This is a genomic window from Synechococcus sp. R55.4, from assembly GCF_047461935.1.
Classification (GTDB): domain Bacteria; phylum Cyanobacteriota; class Cyanobacteriia; order Thermostichales; family Thermostichaceae; genus Thermostichus.
Map to the genome: position 1 here is coordinate 14508 of NZ_JANSIF010000002.1, position 18425 is coordinate 32932.

The 18425-nt window shown below is 59.1% G+C and carries 16 protein-coding genes; 7 read left to right on the forward strand and 9 right to left on the reverse strand.

Annotated elements, in window-relative coordinates; genetic code table 11:
* Positions 1-5: 5 nt before the first annotated feature.
* Positions 6-2879, reverse strand: a complete 2874-nt coding sequence (gene secA, locus NW842_RS00600; protein WP_414373607.1) for a preprotein translocase subunit SecA — start codon at positions 2877-2879, stop codon at positions 6-8.
* Between the two features lie 215 nt (positions 2880-3094).
* Here secA and NW842_RS00605 point away from each other — a divergent pair, with 215 nt between their 5' ends.
* The 3 genes from NW842_RS00605 to purU all read left to right on the forward strand — a co-directional run bounded on the left by NW842_RS00605 (position 3095) and on the right by purU (position 4595).
* Positions 3095-3418: a TatA/E family twin arginine-targeting protein translocase gene (locus tag NW842_RS00605; protein WP_414356721.1), complete on the forward strand. Its 324-nt coding sequence runs from the start codon at positions 3095-3097 to the stop codon at positions 3416-3418.
* Between the two features lie 33 nt (positions 3419-3451).
* Positions 3452-3682: a hypothetical protein gene (locus NW842_RS00610; protein WP_414356722.1), complete on the forward strand. Its 231-nt coding sequence runs from the start codon at positions 3452-3454 to the stop codon at positions 3680-3682.
* A 64-nt stretch (positions 3683-3746) separates the two neighbouring features.
* Positions 3747-4595 carry a formyltetrahydrofolate deformylase gene (gene purU, locus NW842_RS00615; RefSeq protein ID WP_414356723.1) on the forward strand — a complete coding sequence of 283 codons (849 nt, stop codon included), beginning with the start codon at positions 3747-3749 and terminating at the stop codon, positions 4593-4595.
* On the opposite strand, the gene NW842_RS00620 is transcribed toward purU, so the two are convergent.
* The 4 genes from NW842_RS00620 to NW842_RS00635 form a co-directional block, all read right to left on the reverse strand.
* On the reverse strand, positions 4596-5384 hold the full coding sequence (locus tag NW842_RS00620) for an ABC transporter ATP-binding protein (RefSeq protein ID WP_414417269.1): 789 nt from the start codon (positions 5382-5384) through the stop codon (positions 4596-4598).
* A 9-nt stretch (positions 5385-5393) separates the two neighbouring features.
* On the reverse strand, positions 5394-6230 hold the full coding sequence (locus NW842_RS00625) for an ABC transporter permease (protein ID WP_414343731.1): 837 nt from the start codon (positions 6228-6230) through the stop codon (positions 5394-5396).
* A gap of 46 nt (positions 6231-6276) precedes the next feature.
* Positions 6277-7308: an ABC transporter substrate-binding protein gene (locus NW842_RS00630; protein WP_414330863.1), complete on the reverse strand. Its 1032-nt coding sequence runs from the start codon at positions 7306-7308 to the stop codon at positions 6277-6279.
* 186 nt (positions 7309-7494) lie between these two features.
* Complete coding sequence (locus NW842_RS00635) at positions 7495-7803, reverse strand: gas vesicle protein GvpV (RefSeq protein ID WP_238376787.1); 309 nt, start codon at positions 7801-7803, stop codon at positions 7495-7497.
* Positions 7804-7903: 100 nt separating this feature from the next.
* Between NW842_RS00635 and NW842_RS00640 the strand changes: the two genes are divergently transcribed.
* On the forward strand, positions 7904-8398 hold the full coding sequence (locus NW842_RS00640) for a pentapeptide repeat-containing protein (protein ID WP_041436747.1): 495 nt from the start codon (positions 7904-7906) through the stop codon (positions 8396-8398).
* 14 nt (positions 8399-8412) lie between these two features.
* Here NW842_RS00640 and NW842_RS00645 read toward each other — a convergent pair whose 3' ends face one another.
* On the reverse strand, positions 8413-8721 hold the full coding sequence (locus tag NW842_RS00645; protein WP_414330858.1) for a hypothetical protein: 309 nt from the start codon (positions 8719-8721) through the stop codon (positions 8413-8415).
* A 194-nt stretch (positions 8722-8915) separates the two neighbouring features.
* Here NW842_RS00645 and NW842_RS00650 point away from each other — a divergent pair, with 194 nt between their 5' ends.
* The 3 genes from NW842_RS00650 (at position 8916) to tenA (ending at position 11764) form a co-directional block, all read left to right on the forward strand.
* Complete coding sequence (locus NW842_RS00650; RefSeq protein ID WP_414417297.1) at positions 8916-9647, forward strand: aldehyde oxygenase (deformylating); 732 nt, start codon at positions 8916-8918, stop codon at positions 9645-9647.
* A gap of 110 nt (positions 9648-9757) precedes the next feature.
* Complete coding sequence (locus NW842_RS00655; protein ID WP_011434004.1) at positions 9758-10783, forward strand: long-chain acyl-[acyl-carrier-protein] reductase; 1026 nt, start codon at positions 9758-9760, stop codon at positions 10781-10783.
* 321 nt (positions 10784-11104) lie between these two features.
* Positions 11105-11764 carry a thiaminase II gene (gene tenA / locus NW842_RS00660; protein WP_011434003.1) on the forward strand — a complete coding sequence of 220 codons (660 nt, stop codon included), beginning with the start codon at positions 11105-11107 and terminating at the stop codon, positions 11762-11764.
* Here the strand turns inward: tenA and NW842_RS00665 are convergent.
* The 3 genes from NW842_RS00665 to NW842_RS00675 all read right to left on the reverse strand — a co-directional run bounded on the left by NW842_RS00665 (position 11761) and on the right by NW842_RS00675 (position 18325).
* Positions 11761-12483, reverse strand: coding sequence for a uracil-DNA glycosylase (locus tag NW842_RS00665; RefSeq protein ID WP_414373603.1), 723 nt, complete (start codon positions 12481-12483; stop codon positions 11761-11763). The two genes, tenA and NW842_RS00665, sit on opposite strands and share 4 nt — an antisense overlap.
* Positions 12464-16378 carry a DNA-directed RNA polymerase subunit beta' gene (locus NW842_RS00670; protein ID WP_414417270.1) on the reverse strand — a complete coding sequence of 1305 codons (3915 nt, stop codon included), beginning with the start codon at positions 16376-16378 and terminating at the stop codon, positions 12464-12466. The genes NW842_RS00665 and NW842_RS00670 overlap by 20 nt, the downstream gene beginning before the upstream one ends.
* 63 nt (positions 16379-16441) lie before the next feature.
* Complete coding sequence (locus NW842_RS00675) at positions 16442-18325, reverse strand: DNA-directed RNA polymerase subunit gamma (RefSeq protein ID WP_414382414.1); 1884 nt, start codon at positions 18323-18325, stop codon at positions 16442-16444.
* Between the last annotated feature and the right edge of the window lie 100 nt (positions 18326-18425).

Sequence of the window (18425 nt, forward strand, 5' to 3'; positions counted from 1 at the left end):
GCCAATTATTCTTCCGTGAAATCGGCTTCCACCACCCCTGAAGCAGAGCTGGGATCAGGGCTGGCAGCCGCAGTGGGTGCCGGAGCCGGTCGCGATGCCTGGGGCACTTGCACAATTTGGGGAGTAAAGATGAATAGGTTGTACACCGTGTTGCGGCGGATGTTGTCCATCATCTCCAGGAACAGCTCGTAGCCCTCGTTCTTGTACTCGATCAGGGGATCCTTCTGACCGTAGCCTCGCAGGCCCACAGCTTCCCGCAGCGCCTCCATCTGCTGCAGGTGTTCCCGCCAGAGGGTGTCCACCTGTTGCAACAGGAAAAAGCGCTCTGCCTTGCGCATCAAACCGGGCTCAAAGGTATCCAGAAAAGCCTCTTTGGCCTCATAGGCCAGCTCTGCCTGCTTGATCAGGTAGTCCAAGATCTGCTCGTAGGAGAGATCCCGCAGATCCTCAACCTTGAGGTTCTGCTTCAAGAGCGGCACAAACTCCTGCATCTTGGCAGTCAGCTTGTCGATTTCCCACTCTTCCGGGGGCAGCTCCGGGTTGACATGAGCCCGCACAATCTCGCCGACGGTTTTGCGCACGTAGTCGAGGATCTTGGTCTTGAGGTTCTCCCCCTCCAAGATGCGCCGCCGCTCCGAGTAGATGGCCCGCCGCTGGTTGTTCATCACCTCGTCATACTCGAACACCTGCTTGCGCATGTCGAAGTAGTACACTTCCACTTTTCTCTGCGCGTTCTCCAGGCTGCTGCTGAGCAACGGGTGCTCAATGGGCATGTCCTCTTCCACCCGGAACATGTCCATGAGCTTGGCTACCCGGTCGCCACCGAAAATCTTGAGCAGGTTGTCTTCCAAGCTGAGGAAAAACCGCGAAGAGCCGGGATCCCCTTGCCGCCCGGCACGACCCCGCAACTGGTTGTCGATGCGGCGGGATTCATGGCGCTCCGTACCGATCACGTGCAGGCCCCCCAGCCTCACCACCTCTTCGTGCTCGGCCTCGGTAATTTTTTCGTACTCGGCCTTGATGCTGTTGTAAACCTCCCGCAGTTGCAAAATCAGCGGATCCTGCACCGGCGCTTTCTCCGACGCCACCGCAATAAGATCTTCCACCACCAGCTCCGGCAGACGGTTCAACCCGTACTTGGTCACCGCTGCCGCCACCACTTCGTCCAAGGCTTGGCTGGTGCGGGCCGACAGCTCACAGGGGTAAAAATTGGGGGAGACCACCGTCCAGGATTTTTTCGGCTTGGGTGTTGTCCCACCAAATCCTTGGCCGCCTCCCCGTCCTAGCATCTGAACGGATCCCAAGGGGTTGTCGGCGTCCAATTGGGCCAGCTTGGGCATCAACCGTTCCCGCAGCTTGAGGCGAGCCATGTACTCCGCATTGCCTCCCAGGATGATGTCCGTGCCTCGCCCGGCCATGTTGGTAGCAATGGTTACGGCACCTTTTCGCCCCGCCTGGGCAATGATCTCCGCCTCCCGCTCCACGTTTTCCGGCTTGGCGTTGAGGAGGTTGTGAGGGATCCCCATTTCCTTGAGCATGGCCGAGAGGCGCTCGGATTTCTCCACGCTGGTTGTCCCCACCAGTACCGGTCGCCCCCGCTCATGCATCTGGGCAATTTCCTCGGCAACCGCCTGCCACTTGCCCCTTTCGGTCTTGTACACCAAGTCGGGGGCATCTTTGCGGCGGATGGGTCGGTTGGTGGGGATCACCGTGACTTCTAGGTTGTAGGTTTTGCCGAACTCGGCCTCCTCGGTGCGGGCCGTGCCCGTCATGCCAGAGAGCTTGGGATAAAGCAGAAAAAGGTTTTGGTAGGTGATGGTGGCCAGGGTTTGGCTCTCGCTTTGAATCGGCACCCCCTCCTTGGCCTCCACTGCCTGGTGCAGCCCATCGGACCAGCGACGACCGGGGAGCACCCGCCCGGTGAACTCGTCCACGATCACCACCTCTTGGTTGCGGACGATGTAGTGGACATCCTTGATGAAGAGCTCTTTGGCCTTCACGGCGTTGAAGACAAAGTGCGCCCAGGGATCCTTGGGATCAAACAGGTCAGAGACTCCCAGCAACCGCTCGGCGGCTTCAAACCCCTCGTCGGTAAGGATGACGTTGCGGGCTTTTTCATCCACCTCATAGTGTTCATCCCGGATCAGCTCCCGCGCCACCTGGGCTGCCCGCAGATATTTTTCGGAAGGACGAGCCACTTGGCCGGAGATGATCAGGGGAGTACGGGCTTCATCAATCAGGATCGAGTCCACCTCGTCGATGATGCAGTAGTTAAAGGGCCGTTGCATCACCTCTTTGATGTCGGTGGCCATGTTGTCCCGCAGGTAGTCGAAGCCCAGCTCGCTGTTGGTGCAATAGGTGATGTCGCAGTTATAGCTGCGGCGCTTTTCTTCGGGCGACATGCCCTCTTGCACCAGACCAACCGTCAGGCCCAAGAAACGATGCACTTGTCCCATCCACTCCGAGTCCCGACGGGCCAAGTAGCCGTTGACGGTAACAATGTGAACCCCTTTCCCGGTGAGACCGTTGAGATAGGCGGGCAGGGTGGCGACCAGGGTTTTCCCTTCACCGGTTTTCATTTCGGCAATCTGGCCTTCGTGCAGCACCATGCCGCCGATGAGCTGTACGTCGTAATGGCGCAAGTTCAAGACCCGCTTGGCAGCCTCCCGCACCACGGCAAATGCCTCCGGCAAGAGATCATCCAGAGATTCTCCTCTGTCTAAGCGCTGGCGAAACTCCGTGGTCTTGGCCTTGAGCTCCGCATCCGAAAGAGAGGCGATCTCGATCTCCAGCGAGTTGATCAGCTTGACGACAGGACGGTACTGCCGGATCTTCCGATCGTTGGGATCCCCAAGGAGCTTTTGTAGGGTTTGGAGCATGGGCAAGCCTAGGCCAATGAAGGACATTGATTGATTAACGATGCAATTCTACCATTTTGACTTGGCCGGCCAGGGAGAGGTTGGCCTGGATGAGCTGAGAGCAAAACACCAGAGCCATCGGATAGATGAGGAGAGCCGGCAGTTACTTGCAGTCCGCGGCGAGAAAATGTCAGTCTAGGGAAGGGATCCCGAGCAAACCGTACTCTGCAAAGCTCATGAATTTTTTGGGTGTTGGACTGCCGGAAATGTTGGTTATCTTTGCGGTGGCTCTTCTGGTTTTCGGGCCCCGCAAACTGCCGGAGATCGGTCGCACGCTGGCCAAAACCCTGCGCAGCCTGCAGGACGCTTCCAAAGAGTTCGAGGCGCAACTGAACAAAGAGGCCCAAGAGCTGGAAAAAGCCACCCGCGGGACAACGGCTGCCGCCCCTCCCAAGGTTTCCCGAACAGCAGTCACCGAGTCAGTTGCCGATACGCCCCCCCCAGAGACGGATCCCGTCCCATCCGTAGCCGACGACGCTCAAACCGCAGACGCTGCTTAGTCTATGCCCCGCTTTAACCCCCTTTGCTTCGGCATGGAAATTACGCGCTTGTTCGAGCAAGGGCAGTCCTACTTCGCTCCTGCCAAGGTGGAGACCTGGCTGCGGCAACATGGTCAGAACCCGTCCGACTATGAGATCTCGTTTCACCAGGAACTGCCCCCTGCCGGCTCTTCTGCGGCGATGTGGATTCGCATCGACCTAAAGCGTTGGGATGGCCAGCCGGTGGATTCCTGGCTGTTGGAAGCGATCAACCGGGTAGATTGAAAACGGCTTGCTCCGCAGTAAAACCCAGCCCTACGGTAAGAAGGTTGAGGCTTTTTGTCCACCTATGCCCAGTGCCACCCTGTTGGTATCTTGCCCCGATCAAAAAGGGTTGGTAGCCAAGCTCTCCAGCTTCATCTACAGCTACGGCGGCAACATCATTCACGCCGATCACCATACGGATCCCGAAGCAGGACTGTTCTTGAGCCGCATCGAGTGGGACTTGCAGGGCTTCCAACTGGAGCGAGGGGAAATTGTCCCCGCCTTTTCAGGCATTGCCCGTGGGATCCAAGCCAACTGGGAACTGCATTTTTCCGACACTCGCCGTCGCATTGCGTTGTGGGCCAGCAAGCAAAGCCACTGCCTTTTGGATCTGATCTGGCGGCAAAGGGCGGGAGAACTGCCCGCCGAGATCCCCTTGATCATCAGCAATCACCCCGACCTGGAATCGGTGGCCCGCTCCTTCGGTATCGATTACTACCACATCCCCGTTTCTCCAGAGGGCAAAGCCGCAGCCGAAGCCCGTCAGCTCGCTCTCCTGCAGGAATATCGAATTGACCTGGTGGTGTTGGCCAAGTACATGCAGATCTTGAGTGGGTCGCTGCTCCGCCAAGCCCCGCCGGTCATCAACATTCACCATTCCACCCTGCCCGCCTTTGCCGGAGCCAACCCCTACCACCGCGCCCATCAACGGGGAGTGAAAATCATCGGCGCCACCGCCCACTATGCCACCGAAGACCTGGACGAAGGGCCGATCATCGAGCAGGATGTGGTGCGGGTCAGCCACCGCGATACCGTTGCCGACCTCGTCCGCAAAGGCCGCGACATGGAACGCCTAGTCCTGGCACGGGCAGTGCGGTATCACCTGGAGAATCGGGTGCTGGTATACCACAACAAGACGGTGGTGTTTGCCTGATCAGCCTGCGGGCGCAGCGTTGCTCAACGGGATCCCTTTCTGTTCTCGCAGGAGAGCCAAGATCTCGTCCTTCACCTCCTGAAAAGAAGAAGTGCGCTTGAGGCTGTAGTCGCGCCGGCTGGGGAAATCAACTCGGATCTCCCGTTTCACCCGCCCAGGATGGGACGTGAGTACATAGATGCGCTGGGCCAAAAAGACGGCTTCTTCCACATCGTGGGTGATCATCAGGATTGAAGTGCGCGTGCGCTGCCAGAGATCCAGCAAAAACTCCTGCATCGTCTCCTTGGTTTGCACGTCCAAAGCGCCAAAAGGCTCATCCATCAGCAAAATCTTCGGCTGGGCCGCCAGAGCTCGGGCAATGGCCACCCGCTGCTGCATACCGCCCGAAAGTTGCCTGGGCAGGGCCTTAGCAAAACGCTCTAGACCGACGATCTCCAGAAAATAATCCACACGGGCTTCCCTTTCCTGCCGTTTTACCCCCTGCAATTTCAGGCCAAAGCCGACGTTCTCCGCCACGGTCATCCAGGGGTAGAGGGTGTAGGACTGGAACACGACTCCCCGATCCGCTCCCGGCCCAATCACCGGCTCCCCATCGACGCTGATGGATCCTCGGCTAGGCTGCTCCAACCCGGCAATCAGGCGCAGTAGGGTGGTTTTACCAGAGCCGGAAGCCCCCACCACACAGACAAACTCCCCCGACTCCACATGCAAATTCACCCCATCCAGAGCCAAGATAGGTCCACGACGGGTGGGGAAGGATTTGCTCAGGCCGACCACTTCCAAATGCACGACACCACCTCATAAAAAGGCCCAACGACAGGTCAAACGTACCAAGCGTCGCAGCAGCCAATCCAGCAGAAAGCCGATCAGCCCCAACACAATCAAGCACGCAAAAATCTCGTCGGTTCTAAAGAAGCGCTGGGCTAGCTGGATCCGCCTACCCAAACCCTCATTGGCGGCCACCAATTCTGCCACCACCACCAAGTTCCAAGAGGCAGCCATGTTGACGCGGAAGGTGTCGAGAATGTTCGGGGTGATGTATGGAGTGATCACCTGCAGCAACACCTGCCAGCGCCGCCCCCCCAAGGTGTAGGTGGCCTCGATCAGCTCTTTGGGAATGAACTTCACCGCATCCATGATCATCAGCATGTTGAAGAAAACGGTGCCGATGAAAATTAACCCGATCTTGGGGGCCTCATCCAAACCCAAGTAAATAATCAACAGCGGGGTGAAGGCAGGAGCGGGCATGTAGCGAAAGATGCCGCTAATCGGCTCGATCAAGGCGCGGATGCTGGCGAAGGTGCCCATGGCAATGCCGATGGGGGTCGCCACCACTGCTGCCAACAGAAAACCGCTGCTAACCCGACTGAAGCTGGCCAAGGTATCCTTCCACAGCAGGCCGTCTCGCCACAGGCGCAGCAGGGCCGCCCATACCGAAGGGGGAGAAGGCAAAAAACGCGGCGGTACCCACCCCGAGACCGATAGGCCCCACCACAAGCCGAAAGGCACCAGCACCGATAGCGCCGTCAGCAGCAAGGCCAAGGGGCGCGGGATCTCTTCGGCAATGCGCCAAAACACCGTCGGGGGCAGACTGGGGCGGGTGGGTGGAGGCGATTCAGCCGGAGCAGTCAGCATCGTACCTTACCTCACTGGTGGCCCATGAAGGGATCCCGGATATCTCTCACCGTCTAACACCCACCGACTCGGCATAGGCGCGAACGAAGCGGTCATCGAACAATGCCTCCAGATCCTTGGGCCCCTCCGAGATGAAGCCCACTCTCACCATGAAGTCCACCATTTGTCTGGCCGCATAGGGCATGTGCTGCATTCCCTCGCCGGGGCTGAAGGCTTTTAGGTTGTCTTCTATGGTGAAGAAACGAATGCCATCTTTGAACAGTTGCAGCTCCTCTGGGGTGACACCGGCACGTCTGGCCATGATTTCGTCGGCTCGCTGCGGGTTCTCCTCCATGAACTTCAAAATATCGAACCAGCTATTCACCAAAGCCTGCACCTGATCCGGCTGCTCGTCAATCAATTTTTGGCTGACCACCAACAAATCGGGAATGGCCCCTGGGAACTCCGCCGAAGAGAACAGCTCCTTGCTTCCAGGGCGCTCCAGGGCTGTCAACCAAAAGGGCGGAAAGGCTCCCACCGCATCCACCTGACCGGCAGCAAAAGCAGCGGCGGCGGCTCCGGTTTCCAAGGGCACAATGATCACATCGTCGCGGGAAAATCCCTCCCGCTCCAGCCCCAGCGTCAGCAGAAAGTCATCCACCACGCCTTCTTCCACAGCCACCCGCTTACCCACTAGGTCGGCAATGGTGTTGATCCCTTCCCGGACGATGATCTTGTCGTTGCCTGCCGAGTTGTCGTTGACCAGCACCACCACCTGACCATTCACAGATTTCGGCGCGAAGGAGAGCGTATCGTTCAGGGTTTGGGTATTGGCATCCAGTTGTCCGGCGGCAAAGGCTTCCATCGACTCAATGTAGCCATCGAACCAGCGCAACTGCACGTTGGCCCCATTTTTCTTGAAAATGCCCTCTTCTTCTCCAATGGCCCACGGCCACCAACCTGCCCAATTGCTGTAGCCCATCTGAATGGGGGGTCGGGCCAGAGCGGGAGAGGAGCTTCCCAGCAAAAGGGTGGGCAACAACCCCAGCACCCAGGACAAAAACCGGCGGCGACGCGAGATCTGTGGAGAAGAAGTCATAAGCCTGGAAGTTCAAGTAACTGTGCAGCCAGCTTGAGAATGGCTGTTCGCTGGCCTGGATTCTAGGGTCGGCTTGAGACGAGCAGCAAATAGTTAATTTGGCTACAAAATCCCCCAACTTGTTGCTTGGGTTGGCTTTGGATTTTCCGATCTTCCAGAGTGATGGGACTTAACCAAGGGGATCCCTCAGTACTCAAAGGTCATGGGTGGGAAGCGGGAAGGGCGAGATCTGAGCTGGGCGGGTTCAGAGGCAGGAGCGGGATCCCGAAAGGCTTTTGCCTCCTGCTGAAGGTGTTGCATGGCCTGCTCGATTTCCTGAAGTCGCGCGTGGATTTGCCCTTGCCGCTCTCGAATAAACTCTAGCTCTTGGTTGAGCCGCTGCTTTTCGACAGTGAGCTGCTGCATTTCGGCATAGAGGGCGGATTCGGTTTGGCGGCGAGGGATCGAGCGCAGCTTGGGGCGAGGTCGAGTTCGGGGCACACGGGGCAAGCTCATAAGGGGGGATCCCGGAAAACGGCTTGCGCCTATCCTAGCGTGCTCTTGGCGGCCCTTCTATTCCTAGGTAGGATCCATTCGTCCGGTGTGGAAAACAGCGATGGTGGAAACTGGAGCAGACCTGTTGCAACGCTACGGCAGCGGTGAGCGGGACTTCAGCAACAGCCAACTGGCCGGAGCTGATCTGGCCGGGGCCGACTTGGCCGGGATCGACTTGGGGGGATCCATTCTCCGCCAGGCAAAGCTGGCCTCTGCCAACCTGGAGCGGGCCTACCTGAGCGGCGCCGACCTCAGCCAAGCGGATCTGCAGGGATCCAACCTGCGGCTGGCCAACCTAGAGAAAGCCAAGCTGCAGGGATCCCGATTGCAAGGAGCCAACTTGCGTGGGGCCAACCTGGCCGAAGCGGACTTGAGCGAAGCCGATCTCAGCCAAGCGGACCTGGCAGGGGCCAATCTCACCGGGGCCAACTTGAGAGGAGCCCTTCTTGCCCAGTGCAAACTCAAGCTGGCCAACCTGCGAGGGGCTTGCTACGACGCCACCACTCAGATGGAAGCGGGTGTTACACCGGTGGAGCTGGGCATGGTTCAAGCCTAGAGGGGGAAATGGGGCTAGTCCTCCGGCTCCAAGTCCAGGATCTCCTGAATTTCGGCATCGGTATAGCCCACCGCCCGCAACTTCTCCGATACCGTCTGAATCTCCCCTGGAGACAAATCCTGCTGCCGTACCCGATCCCAGAGATTGGCCACAATCTGCAGCAGCAAACCGCTGCTCTCCGCCTCAAACAGCTCAAAAGCCGTGGCTAGCTCAATGGCCTGCAACACCTCCTCGGCACTGCCAATCGGCTGATCGAGGGATCGTTCCTCCAGCTCCACCAGCAACTGGCGCAGTTGGTTCAGGCCATCCCCAAGAGCAGACATACAGCAGGCTCCACAACGGCACTCGAACCCTCACCCTAGCAGACCCCTATCATTCCGCAAAAGGAATCCCGCCAATTCTGCGGCAGCTACAGCTATTCTGATTAAGAGAGCGATTCAACTGCAATCGAGGCGATTGTCGAGTCAGCATAGACAATCAACAACACCCAAACAACACCGAGAGGAGATGCATGAGTATGGCCCCAGTGAACGTCCTGCCCAATACCCCCCAGCCTTTAGCCGATGAGGGTGGCACCACCTTGGACTATGGCAGCGCGGTTTACCGGCAGGCCTACTCTCGCATCAACGGCATTGTGATCGAAGGGGAACAAGAAGCCCACGACAACTACCTCAAGCTGGCCGAGATGTTGCCGGAAGGGGCAGAGGAGCTGCACAAGCTGGCCAAGATGGAATTGCGGCACATGAAAGGCTTTCAATCCTGCGGCAAAAACCTGCAGGTAGAGCCGGATAGGGAGTTTGCCCGCACTTTCTTCGCCCCTTTGCGCCACAACTTCCAAAAGGCGGCAGCAGCCGGAGATCTGGTTGCCTGCTTGGTCATTCAGTCCCTGATCATCGAATGCTTTGCCATTGCCGCCTACAACATCTACATCCCCGTCGCCGATGAGTTTGCCCGCAAGATCACCGAGGGGGTGGTCAAGGATGAATATCTGCACCTCAACTTTGGCGAGCGCTGGCTAGGGGAGCATTTTGGCGAAGTCAAAGGGCAGATCGAAGCGGCCAACGCCCAGAACCTGCCTTTGGTGTGGCAGATGCTGCAGCAGGTGGACAAGGATGTGGAAGCCATCTACATGGATCGCGAGGCCATTGTCGAGGACTTTATGATTGCCTATGGCGAGGCGCTGGCCAACATCGGCTTCAGCACCCGCGAGGTGATGCGCCTCTCTGCCCAGGGTTTGCGGGCAGCATGACCCACCTCAGCATTCATCCTCTGCCGGCGGACTGCAGTTCTAGGCTGGCTACAGGCGGGTATGGACATGTTTTGATGGGATCCATCAGTTATCCAAGCGGGTAAACCTTTATGTTCGGCCTGATTGGGCACTTGACCAGCCTGGCCCATGCGAAGCGGGTGGCAGACAAGCTGGGTTATTCCGAATATGCGGAGAGCGACCTGGAGTTCTGGTGCATGGCTCCCCCTCAGGTGGTGGACGAGATCACGGTAACCAGCATCACCGGCCAAAAGATTTATGGGCAGTACGTCGAATCCTGTTTCTTGCCGGAGATGTTGGCGGGGGGACGGGTGAAGGCAGCTTGTCGGAAAGTGTTGAATGCCATGGCCCTAGCCCAGCGGCGCGGCTTGAACATTACTGCTTTGGGGGGATTTAGCAGCATCATTTTTGAGACTTTTCGCCTCGACAGTCTCCGGCGAGTCCGCAACATTGACTTGGAGATCCAACGCTTTACCACCGGCAATACCCACACGGCCTACATCATCTGCCAGCAACTGCAGTTGGCGGCCCAGCGCTACGCCATGGACTTGGCAGCCGCTACGGTTGCGGTGGTGGGGGCGACCGGAGATATCGGCAGCGCCATTTGTCAATGGTTGGTGGCCCACACTCACTTGGGCAAATTGTTGCTCATCGCCCGAGAGCGACGGCGTCTGGAGGAATTGCAGGCCAAGCTCAAGCAGGGGGAGATCTCTTCGCTGGAAGAGGCCCTGCCCCGCGCTGACTTTATCGTTTGGGTGGCCAGCATGAGCCAAGGCATGGCCCTCGATCCCCAAGTTTTGCCGGATCCCTGTGTCATCATCGACGGTGGCTACCCAAAGAACATCGCCTCCAGCTTGCAGCGAAAGGGACTCTACGTCATTGACGGGGGGATGGTGGAGCACTCTTTGGATATTGAATGGAACATCATGCAGTTTTTGAATGTGGCCAACCCGGCCCGTCAGCTTTTTGCCTGCTTTGCTGAATCCATGCTGCTGGAGTTTGAGGGGCTGTACACCAATTTCAGTTGGGGCCGTAATTTGATCACCCTTGAGAAATTGGATCTGATCGGGCAGCTTTCTCGCAAGCATGGGTTCCGCCCCCTCATGCCCGAAGCCTAATTGAGATTCAAAATGAAGAAAGCCTCAGCCCCAGCAGAGGTGCTGGCCCTGGTCAGGTCAATCACCAATCGAGTAAACTACCCGACACCAACCGCTAGGCGGTACGGAGCGGGCTTTTAGTAGCCCTGCAGTTAGCAAGCCAACCACGAGCCTCTGGGGTGGTTTACTGCACCCCCAATCGACCGTTACCAGTGCCTTAAAAAAAACCGTTTCTGGTGCCCGCAGTATTATTATAGCATTCCTCCCAACACTGACTTTATAGGTACAGTGCGGGGCTCCTGCAATTTCTAGCTGAAGACCAAACGCCGAGAGACGGTCGCCATGCCCCAGTCCTTTACAGCCCACCTTTGGCAAGCCATTCAGCCCATCTACAAGCAAATCCTCGATCACCCCTTCAACCGAGAGTTGGCAGCGGGCAGCCTATCGCGGCAGCGGTTCCAGTTTTACTTGCAGCAGGATGCTCTTTATCTCACCGACTTTGCCCGCGCCCTGGCCTTGATTGGAGCTCGTTCCGAAGGGGCTGAGCAGGTGGTGAGTTTCTTGAACTTTGCCCTGGGAGCCATTGTGGCCGAACGCAGCCTGCACGAAAGCTATTTTCGCCTCTACGACATTCAACCCGAAACAGCCTATGCCCCTGCCTGCTTCGCCTATACCCGTTTTTTGTTGGCTGCGGCGGCTGTGGATCCCTATGAGGTGGCCATTGCCGCTGTGCTGCCCTGCTTTTGGATCTACCGAGAGGTGGGATCCGCCATCTATCGCACCGCGCAGCCTGACAATCCCTACCAACAGTGGATCGACACCTACGCCGGGGAAGAATTTGCCCAAGTGGTGCAGCAGGCTTTGGACATCACCGACTCCGTCGCTCAGCAGGCTACAGAACCGCTGCGGGAAAAGATGAGGGCAGCTTTTGTCACTGCCTCCCGGTTGGAATGGCTGTTTTGGGACAGTGCCTATCGCCTCGAATCTTGGCAACCCGCCTAATCCTCAGCCGGTCGGGCTGGCTTACCAGACAGCAACTGCTGGGCTTGCGCGAAAACGGCATCCAACATCGGCTCCGTCAGCAGCCGTGTGGCGGTGTTGCGCCGGCTGGGATGGTAAGACGCCAGCAAATAGCGACCCTCTGCCAGGGGAATAACGCAGTTGTGGCCAAAGCGGGGGCGGGGCCTGAGAGGCGACAAGAGCATCAGAGCGTGTTGGAAGGCAAAATGCCCCAACGTCAGGATCACTCGCACCTGGGTTAGCAGCTCCAGCTCTTGCTTCAGGTAGCCCAGGCAGGTCTTGGCTTCTATGGCGGTGGGGCGGTTCTCCGGGGGCACACAGCGCACCACTGCCGAGATGTAGCAATCCTGCAATTGCAGGCCATCCTCTCGGTGGGTAGAGGTGGGCTGATTGGCAAACCCGGCTCGGTACAGGGCGCGAAACAGCCAGTCCCCGCTGGGATCCCCGGTAAACACCCGCCCGGTGCGGTTGCCCCCATGGGCTGCCGGCGCCAACCCGATCACCCACAGCCGCGCCTGCGGATCCCCAAATCCCGGAACGGGCTTGCCCCAGTAGGACTGCTCCCGAAAACGGGCCACCTTCTGAAGGGCGACTGACTCTCGCCAAGCCACCAAGCGGGGACAGCGGCAGCAACTGACGATTTCAGTTTGCAAAGTGGCCCAATCCTGGATCCCCAGCGCCTCACTCCTCCTCGTCGTCATCCTCCTCTAGCTCGTCGAAGGCAGGGGTGGAATCGTCGATCAATTGATCATCTTCCAAGATCAAACGAGGCGGCAGCTCCGGCAACACCGCAGGCTCTTCCTCCTCTTCGTCAGGCTCCGGCTCGGCGGCAATCTCCTCGTAGGTGGTGAAGCCCGTGCCTGCCGGGATCAAGCGCCCGATGATCACGTTTTCTTTCAACCCGCGCAGCCAGTCGGATTTGCCCTCGATGGCCGCCTCAGTCAGCACGCGGGTGGTTTCCTGGAAGCTGGCCGCCGAGATGAAGCTGTCAGTGTTCAAGCTGGCCTTGGTGATCCCCAGCAGGACGGGCGTATATTTGGCCGGCGCCCCTCCGGTAATGGCCATGGTGGCATTGATCTGCTGGATTTCCCGCAACTCCACCAGCTCCCCCGGCAACAGGATGGTGTCGCCACCATCATCCACCCGCACCTTGGAGGTCATCTGGCGCACCACGATCTCGATGTGTTTGTCGGAGATCTCCACCCCCTGGGAGCGGTAGACGTTCTGCACTTCGTTGACAAAGAAGCGCTGCACCTCCCGCAGAGCCAACCGTGCGGCTTGGTCATCTCCCAAGGTTTGGCGATGGTACTCGTAGTAGATCTCCAAGAGGTCGTGGGGGTTGGCAGGGCCATCGGTTAGGGGATCCCCCACCCCCACCGGCTGTCCATCTACCACGATCAAGCTCTGCCCCGGCAGCACAGGATAGTCTCTAACCGTGCCATCGGCTTCGATGACCTTGAGATCTGGCTCTTCTCCCCGCCAGCTCAGTTGAACGGTGCCGGGCCGCTTGGCCAGAACACACATTTCCTTGGGCTTGCGGGCCTCCAGCAGCTCCTCAATCCGTGGCAGACCCTGGATGATGTCCCCCGTCTTGGCCCGCTCAAACACCAGGAGGGCCAGGGAATCCCCCCGCTGCACCAGATCGCCATTCCGTACCTGCAGAATGGCACCCGCAGAAACCAAGTAGGGCCGCGCTATCCGCAACACCACTTGGCCGTCCGTTATCTGCATTACCTGTCCCGACTGTGGAGAAGGGATCCCGGGAGCAAGCTCGTCCCCAGCCCGCACCAGCGCCCCCACTTCCACATTGGCTGGGCCCGTCAGGGGCACCTGCACCAGATCGTCGTCGGTAATCACCAGCACCCGCCGTACCACCTCCGCTCCCTCGCGGATCCCTTGGACGATCCCGGCCTTTTTGGCTTGGATTTCGGTGCGGGCGATAACATCTCCGCTGGCGATGGAGTCTCCTTCCTTCACCAACAGCCGCGTGTGGGTACTCCCCTGCGTCAGATCCGCTTCCACGTCGCGGCGCAGCAACAGGGTTTCCAGAATCACCAGTTGCAGGCGGCGAATATCTGGATCCTTCTCATCTTGGATCAGCTCGATATCGGCCTTCAGTTGTGGGGCGTCGGTATCGATTTCCAGCACCAGTTGGGTGCGCAGGAGCTCTACAGGGCCTACCGACTTCACCCGCTCCCCATCTTTGAAGGGAACCCGCTGCACCGCCCGCAGACGAATGGAGCGACCGGACTCGCTGGTGGACTCTTGAGTGGGCACCAAGGGCCGGTCGGGGATCTCGTACTCCTGCACCGGACGCAGCAGCAAGCCTGGGCCTTCGGGAGTTTCCACGTGTTCCAGGTAGACCAGTCGGTCGGGAACGATGCTGCTGAGCACCGGTTGCCCTGGCTGGATTAGGGTGCCACTTTTCACTTCCAAGTCGGCGGGGTTGTCCACCAGATGCAGGGATCCCGGCTTGATGACAATCTCCCGCAGAATGTCGTTCTTCTGGATGACTTCGACAACACCGGCATTCTGGCAAAAGATGTCTTTCACTACCTCGGTGCCCGCTTCCACATACTGGCCGTCGTCCACGTTCAGCAGGGAGATGTCCTTGTTCACCTCGTGGGTCTCTTCCGGGATCCACAGCAGGGTGCCGCCCTGGATGACTTCGTAACCTTGCTTGGCCTTGCCGCGCCGTGCCACCTCAATGCCGGCGAACTTCACCAAGCCTCCTGTCTGACTGCGGAAGTGGTTGTCGATCAGCTCCGCCACCACCTCATCGTTGCCCACTTTGGTGCCCGGAGTAGCCTTGAGAACAAAGGTCTGCCCACTGGAAGTGTCCAGCAAAAATTGTTCCCGCCCCTGGTGGGATTCCACCCGTACCCGTGCTTCCCGCAACACCACCGAAGCGTTGATGATCTCCACCTCGCGCCCACTTCTGGTGTCGCTGCGCTCCGGTAGCCGCACAATGCCGCCATGCTCCGTCACCAGCGAGGTTTCGGCGATCACATCCCCCGCCTGCACCCGATCCCCGTTTTTCACCACCGGCTCGGCCCCCGGAGGCAGGTTGTACACCTGTCCAGACATCACCCAGATCAATCCCTGCCGCTGGGCAGTGTAGGTGGTGTTACCCTGGCGGTCAGTCTTCTCCTCGATGGGCAGATCGGCAAAGCGAATTTCTCCGGCCAGGTCGGCCACCACCTCTTTCTGGGCTTTCTCGGTGCTCTTACGGCTGGCCTTGGCCAGGGACACCTCTGCAATCAACTGATCCCGCTGCACCTGGGCTCCGTCCCGCACCAGCAGGGTGGATCCCTGAGTCATGTCGAAGGACTCCCGTTGACCGTTTGGGCCTTCCAAGATGATTTGGTTGTTTACCTCCACTTGTAGAGCATCGTCGCCGTGGCGGGTACGGAAGGGGCGGGTGCGCAGATTTTTCGGGAACCGCACCATACCCGCAAAGGGGGCGCGAATTTGGCGGGCCACCTCCCCTGTAAACACGCCTCCCGTGTGGAAGGTGCGCATGGTCAACTGGGTGCCCGGCTCCCCAATCGATTGGGCGGCGATGATCCCGACCGCTTCCCCCAGATCCACCAAGCGGGAATGGGCCAAGCTCCAGCCGTAGCACATCCGGCACACGGAGCGGTTGGCCTCACAGGTGAGGGGAGAACGCACCATCACCTGCCGGATGCCGGCCTCCACAATCGTCTTGGCCAGGTCGTGATCCACCTCTTGGTTGCGACGGGCAAGCACCACCTGGGTTTCTGGGTGCACCACGTCGCGCGCCAGCACTCGGCCCACCAAGCGCTCCTCCAAAGACACCACCACCTTGTCCCCATCCATCAGGTATTCCAGGAGAATGCCCTGCTCAGTGCCGCAGTCGGATTCCCGCACGATCACATCCTGAGACACGTCCACCAAACGGCGGGTGAGGTAGCCGGAGTCGGCGGTGCGCAGAGCCGTATCCACTAAACCCTTGCGGGCCCCATAGGAAGAGATGATGTACTCGGTAACGGTCAGGCCCTCGCGGAAATTGGTTTTGATGGGCAAATCGATGATCTCCCCCTGGGGGTTGGCCATCAGGCCGCGCATGCCCACCAACTGCCGTACCTGGGAGACATTCCCCCTCGCCCCCGAGTTGGCCATCATGTAGACGGAGTTAAGGGGATCGTTCTGGCGGAAGTTGCTGAGCATCTCCTCCTTGATCTGGTCGTTGATCTGGTTCCAGGTGTCGATCACCTTTTGGTAGCGCTCCACCTCTGTGATTTCCCCGCGGGTGTAGCGCTCGGTGGCCGCCTCGATCTCGGCTTCCGCTTGTGCCAACAACTGCCGCTTGCTGGGGGGAACGCGCAGGTCTTCAACGCTGATGGAGACGGCTGCCTGGGTGGCGTATTTGAAGCCCAGGGTCTTCAGAGCATCCGCCATCTGAGCGGTGCGGGCTGTGCCGTAGCGGGCAAAAGACCAGGCAATCAGGTTACGCAGCTCTTTTTTGCCAATTTGATAGTTGCGAAAGGGCACAGGGGGCAAAGGGGCGTCGGCTTTGTTGCCGTCGGCAGCCTGCCGCGACAGGCCAGCGGAAAATCGTCCTTTTTCGCTCATGATGCCTCGCTAGAGAGAAGAGGAGAGAGGGGAGAGAAGAGCCGTCCTACGGCAGAGGATGAACTACGCAGACAAAATATCTTGCACGGTCTTGTTAAAAATGATCCGGCCCGGCGTGGTGCGAATGTACTGGCTGATCACGTTGCCGTTTTGATCTTCGCGGATACGGCGGTAGTTGGTGATCTTGAGGCGGATGCCGCCCGCTTCTTCGATGATTTGCGGCTCGGACTCTTTTTCGCCCTTGCCCAACTCCATCGGGCCGTGGTAGCGCACCCAGACCTTGCTGTGCAGGCCGATAGCACCGCGGTCGTAGGCGATGAGAGCATCTTCCAAGCTGGCGAAGAAGCGATCGCCAATATCTGGCGCGTGGGGGTTGTCCGCCGTCAGGTAGTAGCACCCCAACACCATATCTTGGCTGGGGGTGATGATGGGAGCGCCGGTGGCAGGGGAGAGGATGTTGTTGGTGGCCAGCATCAGCAGGCGCGCTTCCGCCTGAGCTTCCAGAGAAAGGGGCACATGCACCGCCATCTGGTCGCCGTCGAAGTCAGCATTGAAGGCGGGGCAAACCAGAGGGTGAAGTTGAATCGCCCTTCCCTCCACCAGGATTGGCTCAAAAGCTTGGATCCCCAGGCGGTGCAGCGTGGGAGCGCGGTTGAGCAAAACCGGGTGGCCGTCGATCACGTCCTCCAGCACATCCCAAACCTGCGGGTCGTTGCTTTGGATCAGCTTTTTGGCGGCCTTGATGTTGTTGACAATGCCCCGCTTGATCAATTTGTGGATGACAAAGGGCTGGAACAGCTCGATGGCCATCTCTTTGGGCAGGCCACACTGGTGCATGCGCAGGTTGGGCCCCACCACGATCACCGAACGCCCGGAGTAGTCCACCCGTTTGCCCAACAGGTTTTGCCGGAAGCGCCCCTGTTTGCCCTCGATGATGTCGGAGAGGGACTTGAGGGGACGGTTGTTGGCCCCCGCCACTACGCGCCCCCGCCGACCGTTGTCGATCAGCGCGTCCACCGCCTCCTGGAGCATGCGCTTTTCGTTGCGCACAATGATCTCCGGCGCCATGATCTCCTGCAGCCGGGCCAGACGGTTGTTGCGGTTGATCACACGACGGTAGAGATCGTTGAGGTCGCTGGTGGCAAAGCGGCCCCCATCCAACTGCACCATGGGACGCAAATCCGGCGGGATCACCGGCAGCACCCGCAACACCATCCACTCCGGACGGGATCCGGTGGCAATGAAGTTGTCGATCACCCGCAGCCGCTTGATCAGGCGTGCCCGCTTTTGGCCGCGAGCAGTGGTGATCTCCTCCCGCAGTTGCTCCGCCTCTTTTTCCAGGTCGATATCCTTGAGCAGGCGCTCGATGGCCTCCGCCCCGATCATCGCCCAGTTCTCCGGCAGTTGCAGTTCGGATCCCTCCTCGTACATCTGATCTTCGATCTCGAGGAATTGATCCTCCGTCAGCAGTTGTTTGTAGGAGAGATTCTGGGCATTGCCCGGATCCACCACTACGTAGGCGTTGAAGTATACCACCTGCTCCACATCCCGCAGTGGCATATCCAACAGGGTGGCGATGTGGCTGGGGATCCCTTTCAAATACCAAACGTGGGTGACCGGAGCGGCCAACTTGATGTAGCCCATGCGGTGGCGGCGCACCCGCGACTCGGTCACCTCCACCCCACAGCGCTCGCAGACGATCCCCCGATGCCGTACTCGCTTGTACTTACCGCAGTGGCATTCCCAGTCTTTGGCCGGCCCAAAGATGCGCTCACAGAAAAGACCATCCATCTCCGGCTTGAGGGTGCGGTAATTGATGGTCTCGGGCTTGGTGACTTCCCCCACCACTTGACCATTCGGCAGGGTGCGCTGGCCCCACTCCATGATCCGTTCTGGAGAAGCCAAGCCGATTTTGACATAGTCAAAGCGTTGCTCTGTTTTGGCCATCGCCGTTTTCCTCCTGGCTTGCTGAACCCAAAGGAGAGGGAAGCCCCACCCTCCTTCGTGGGTTGAAGGGGATCCCCGTCACGTTCGCGTCAGGGGTGGG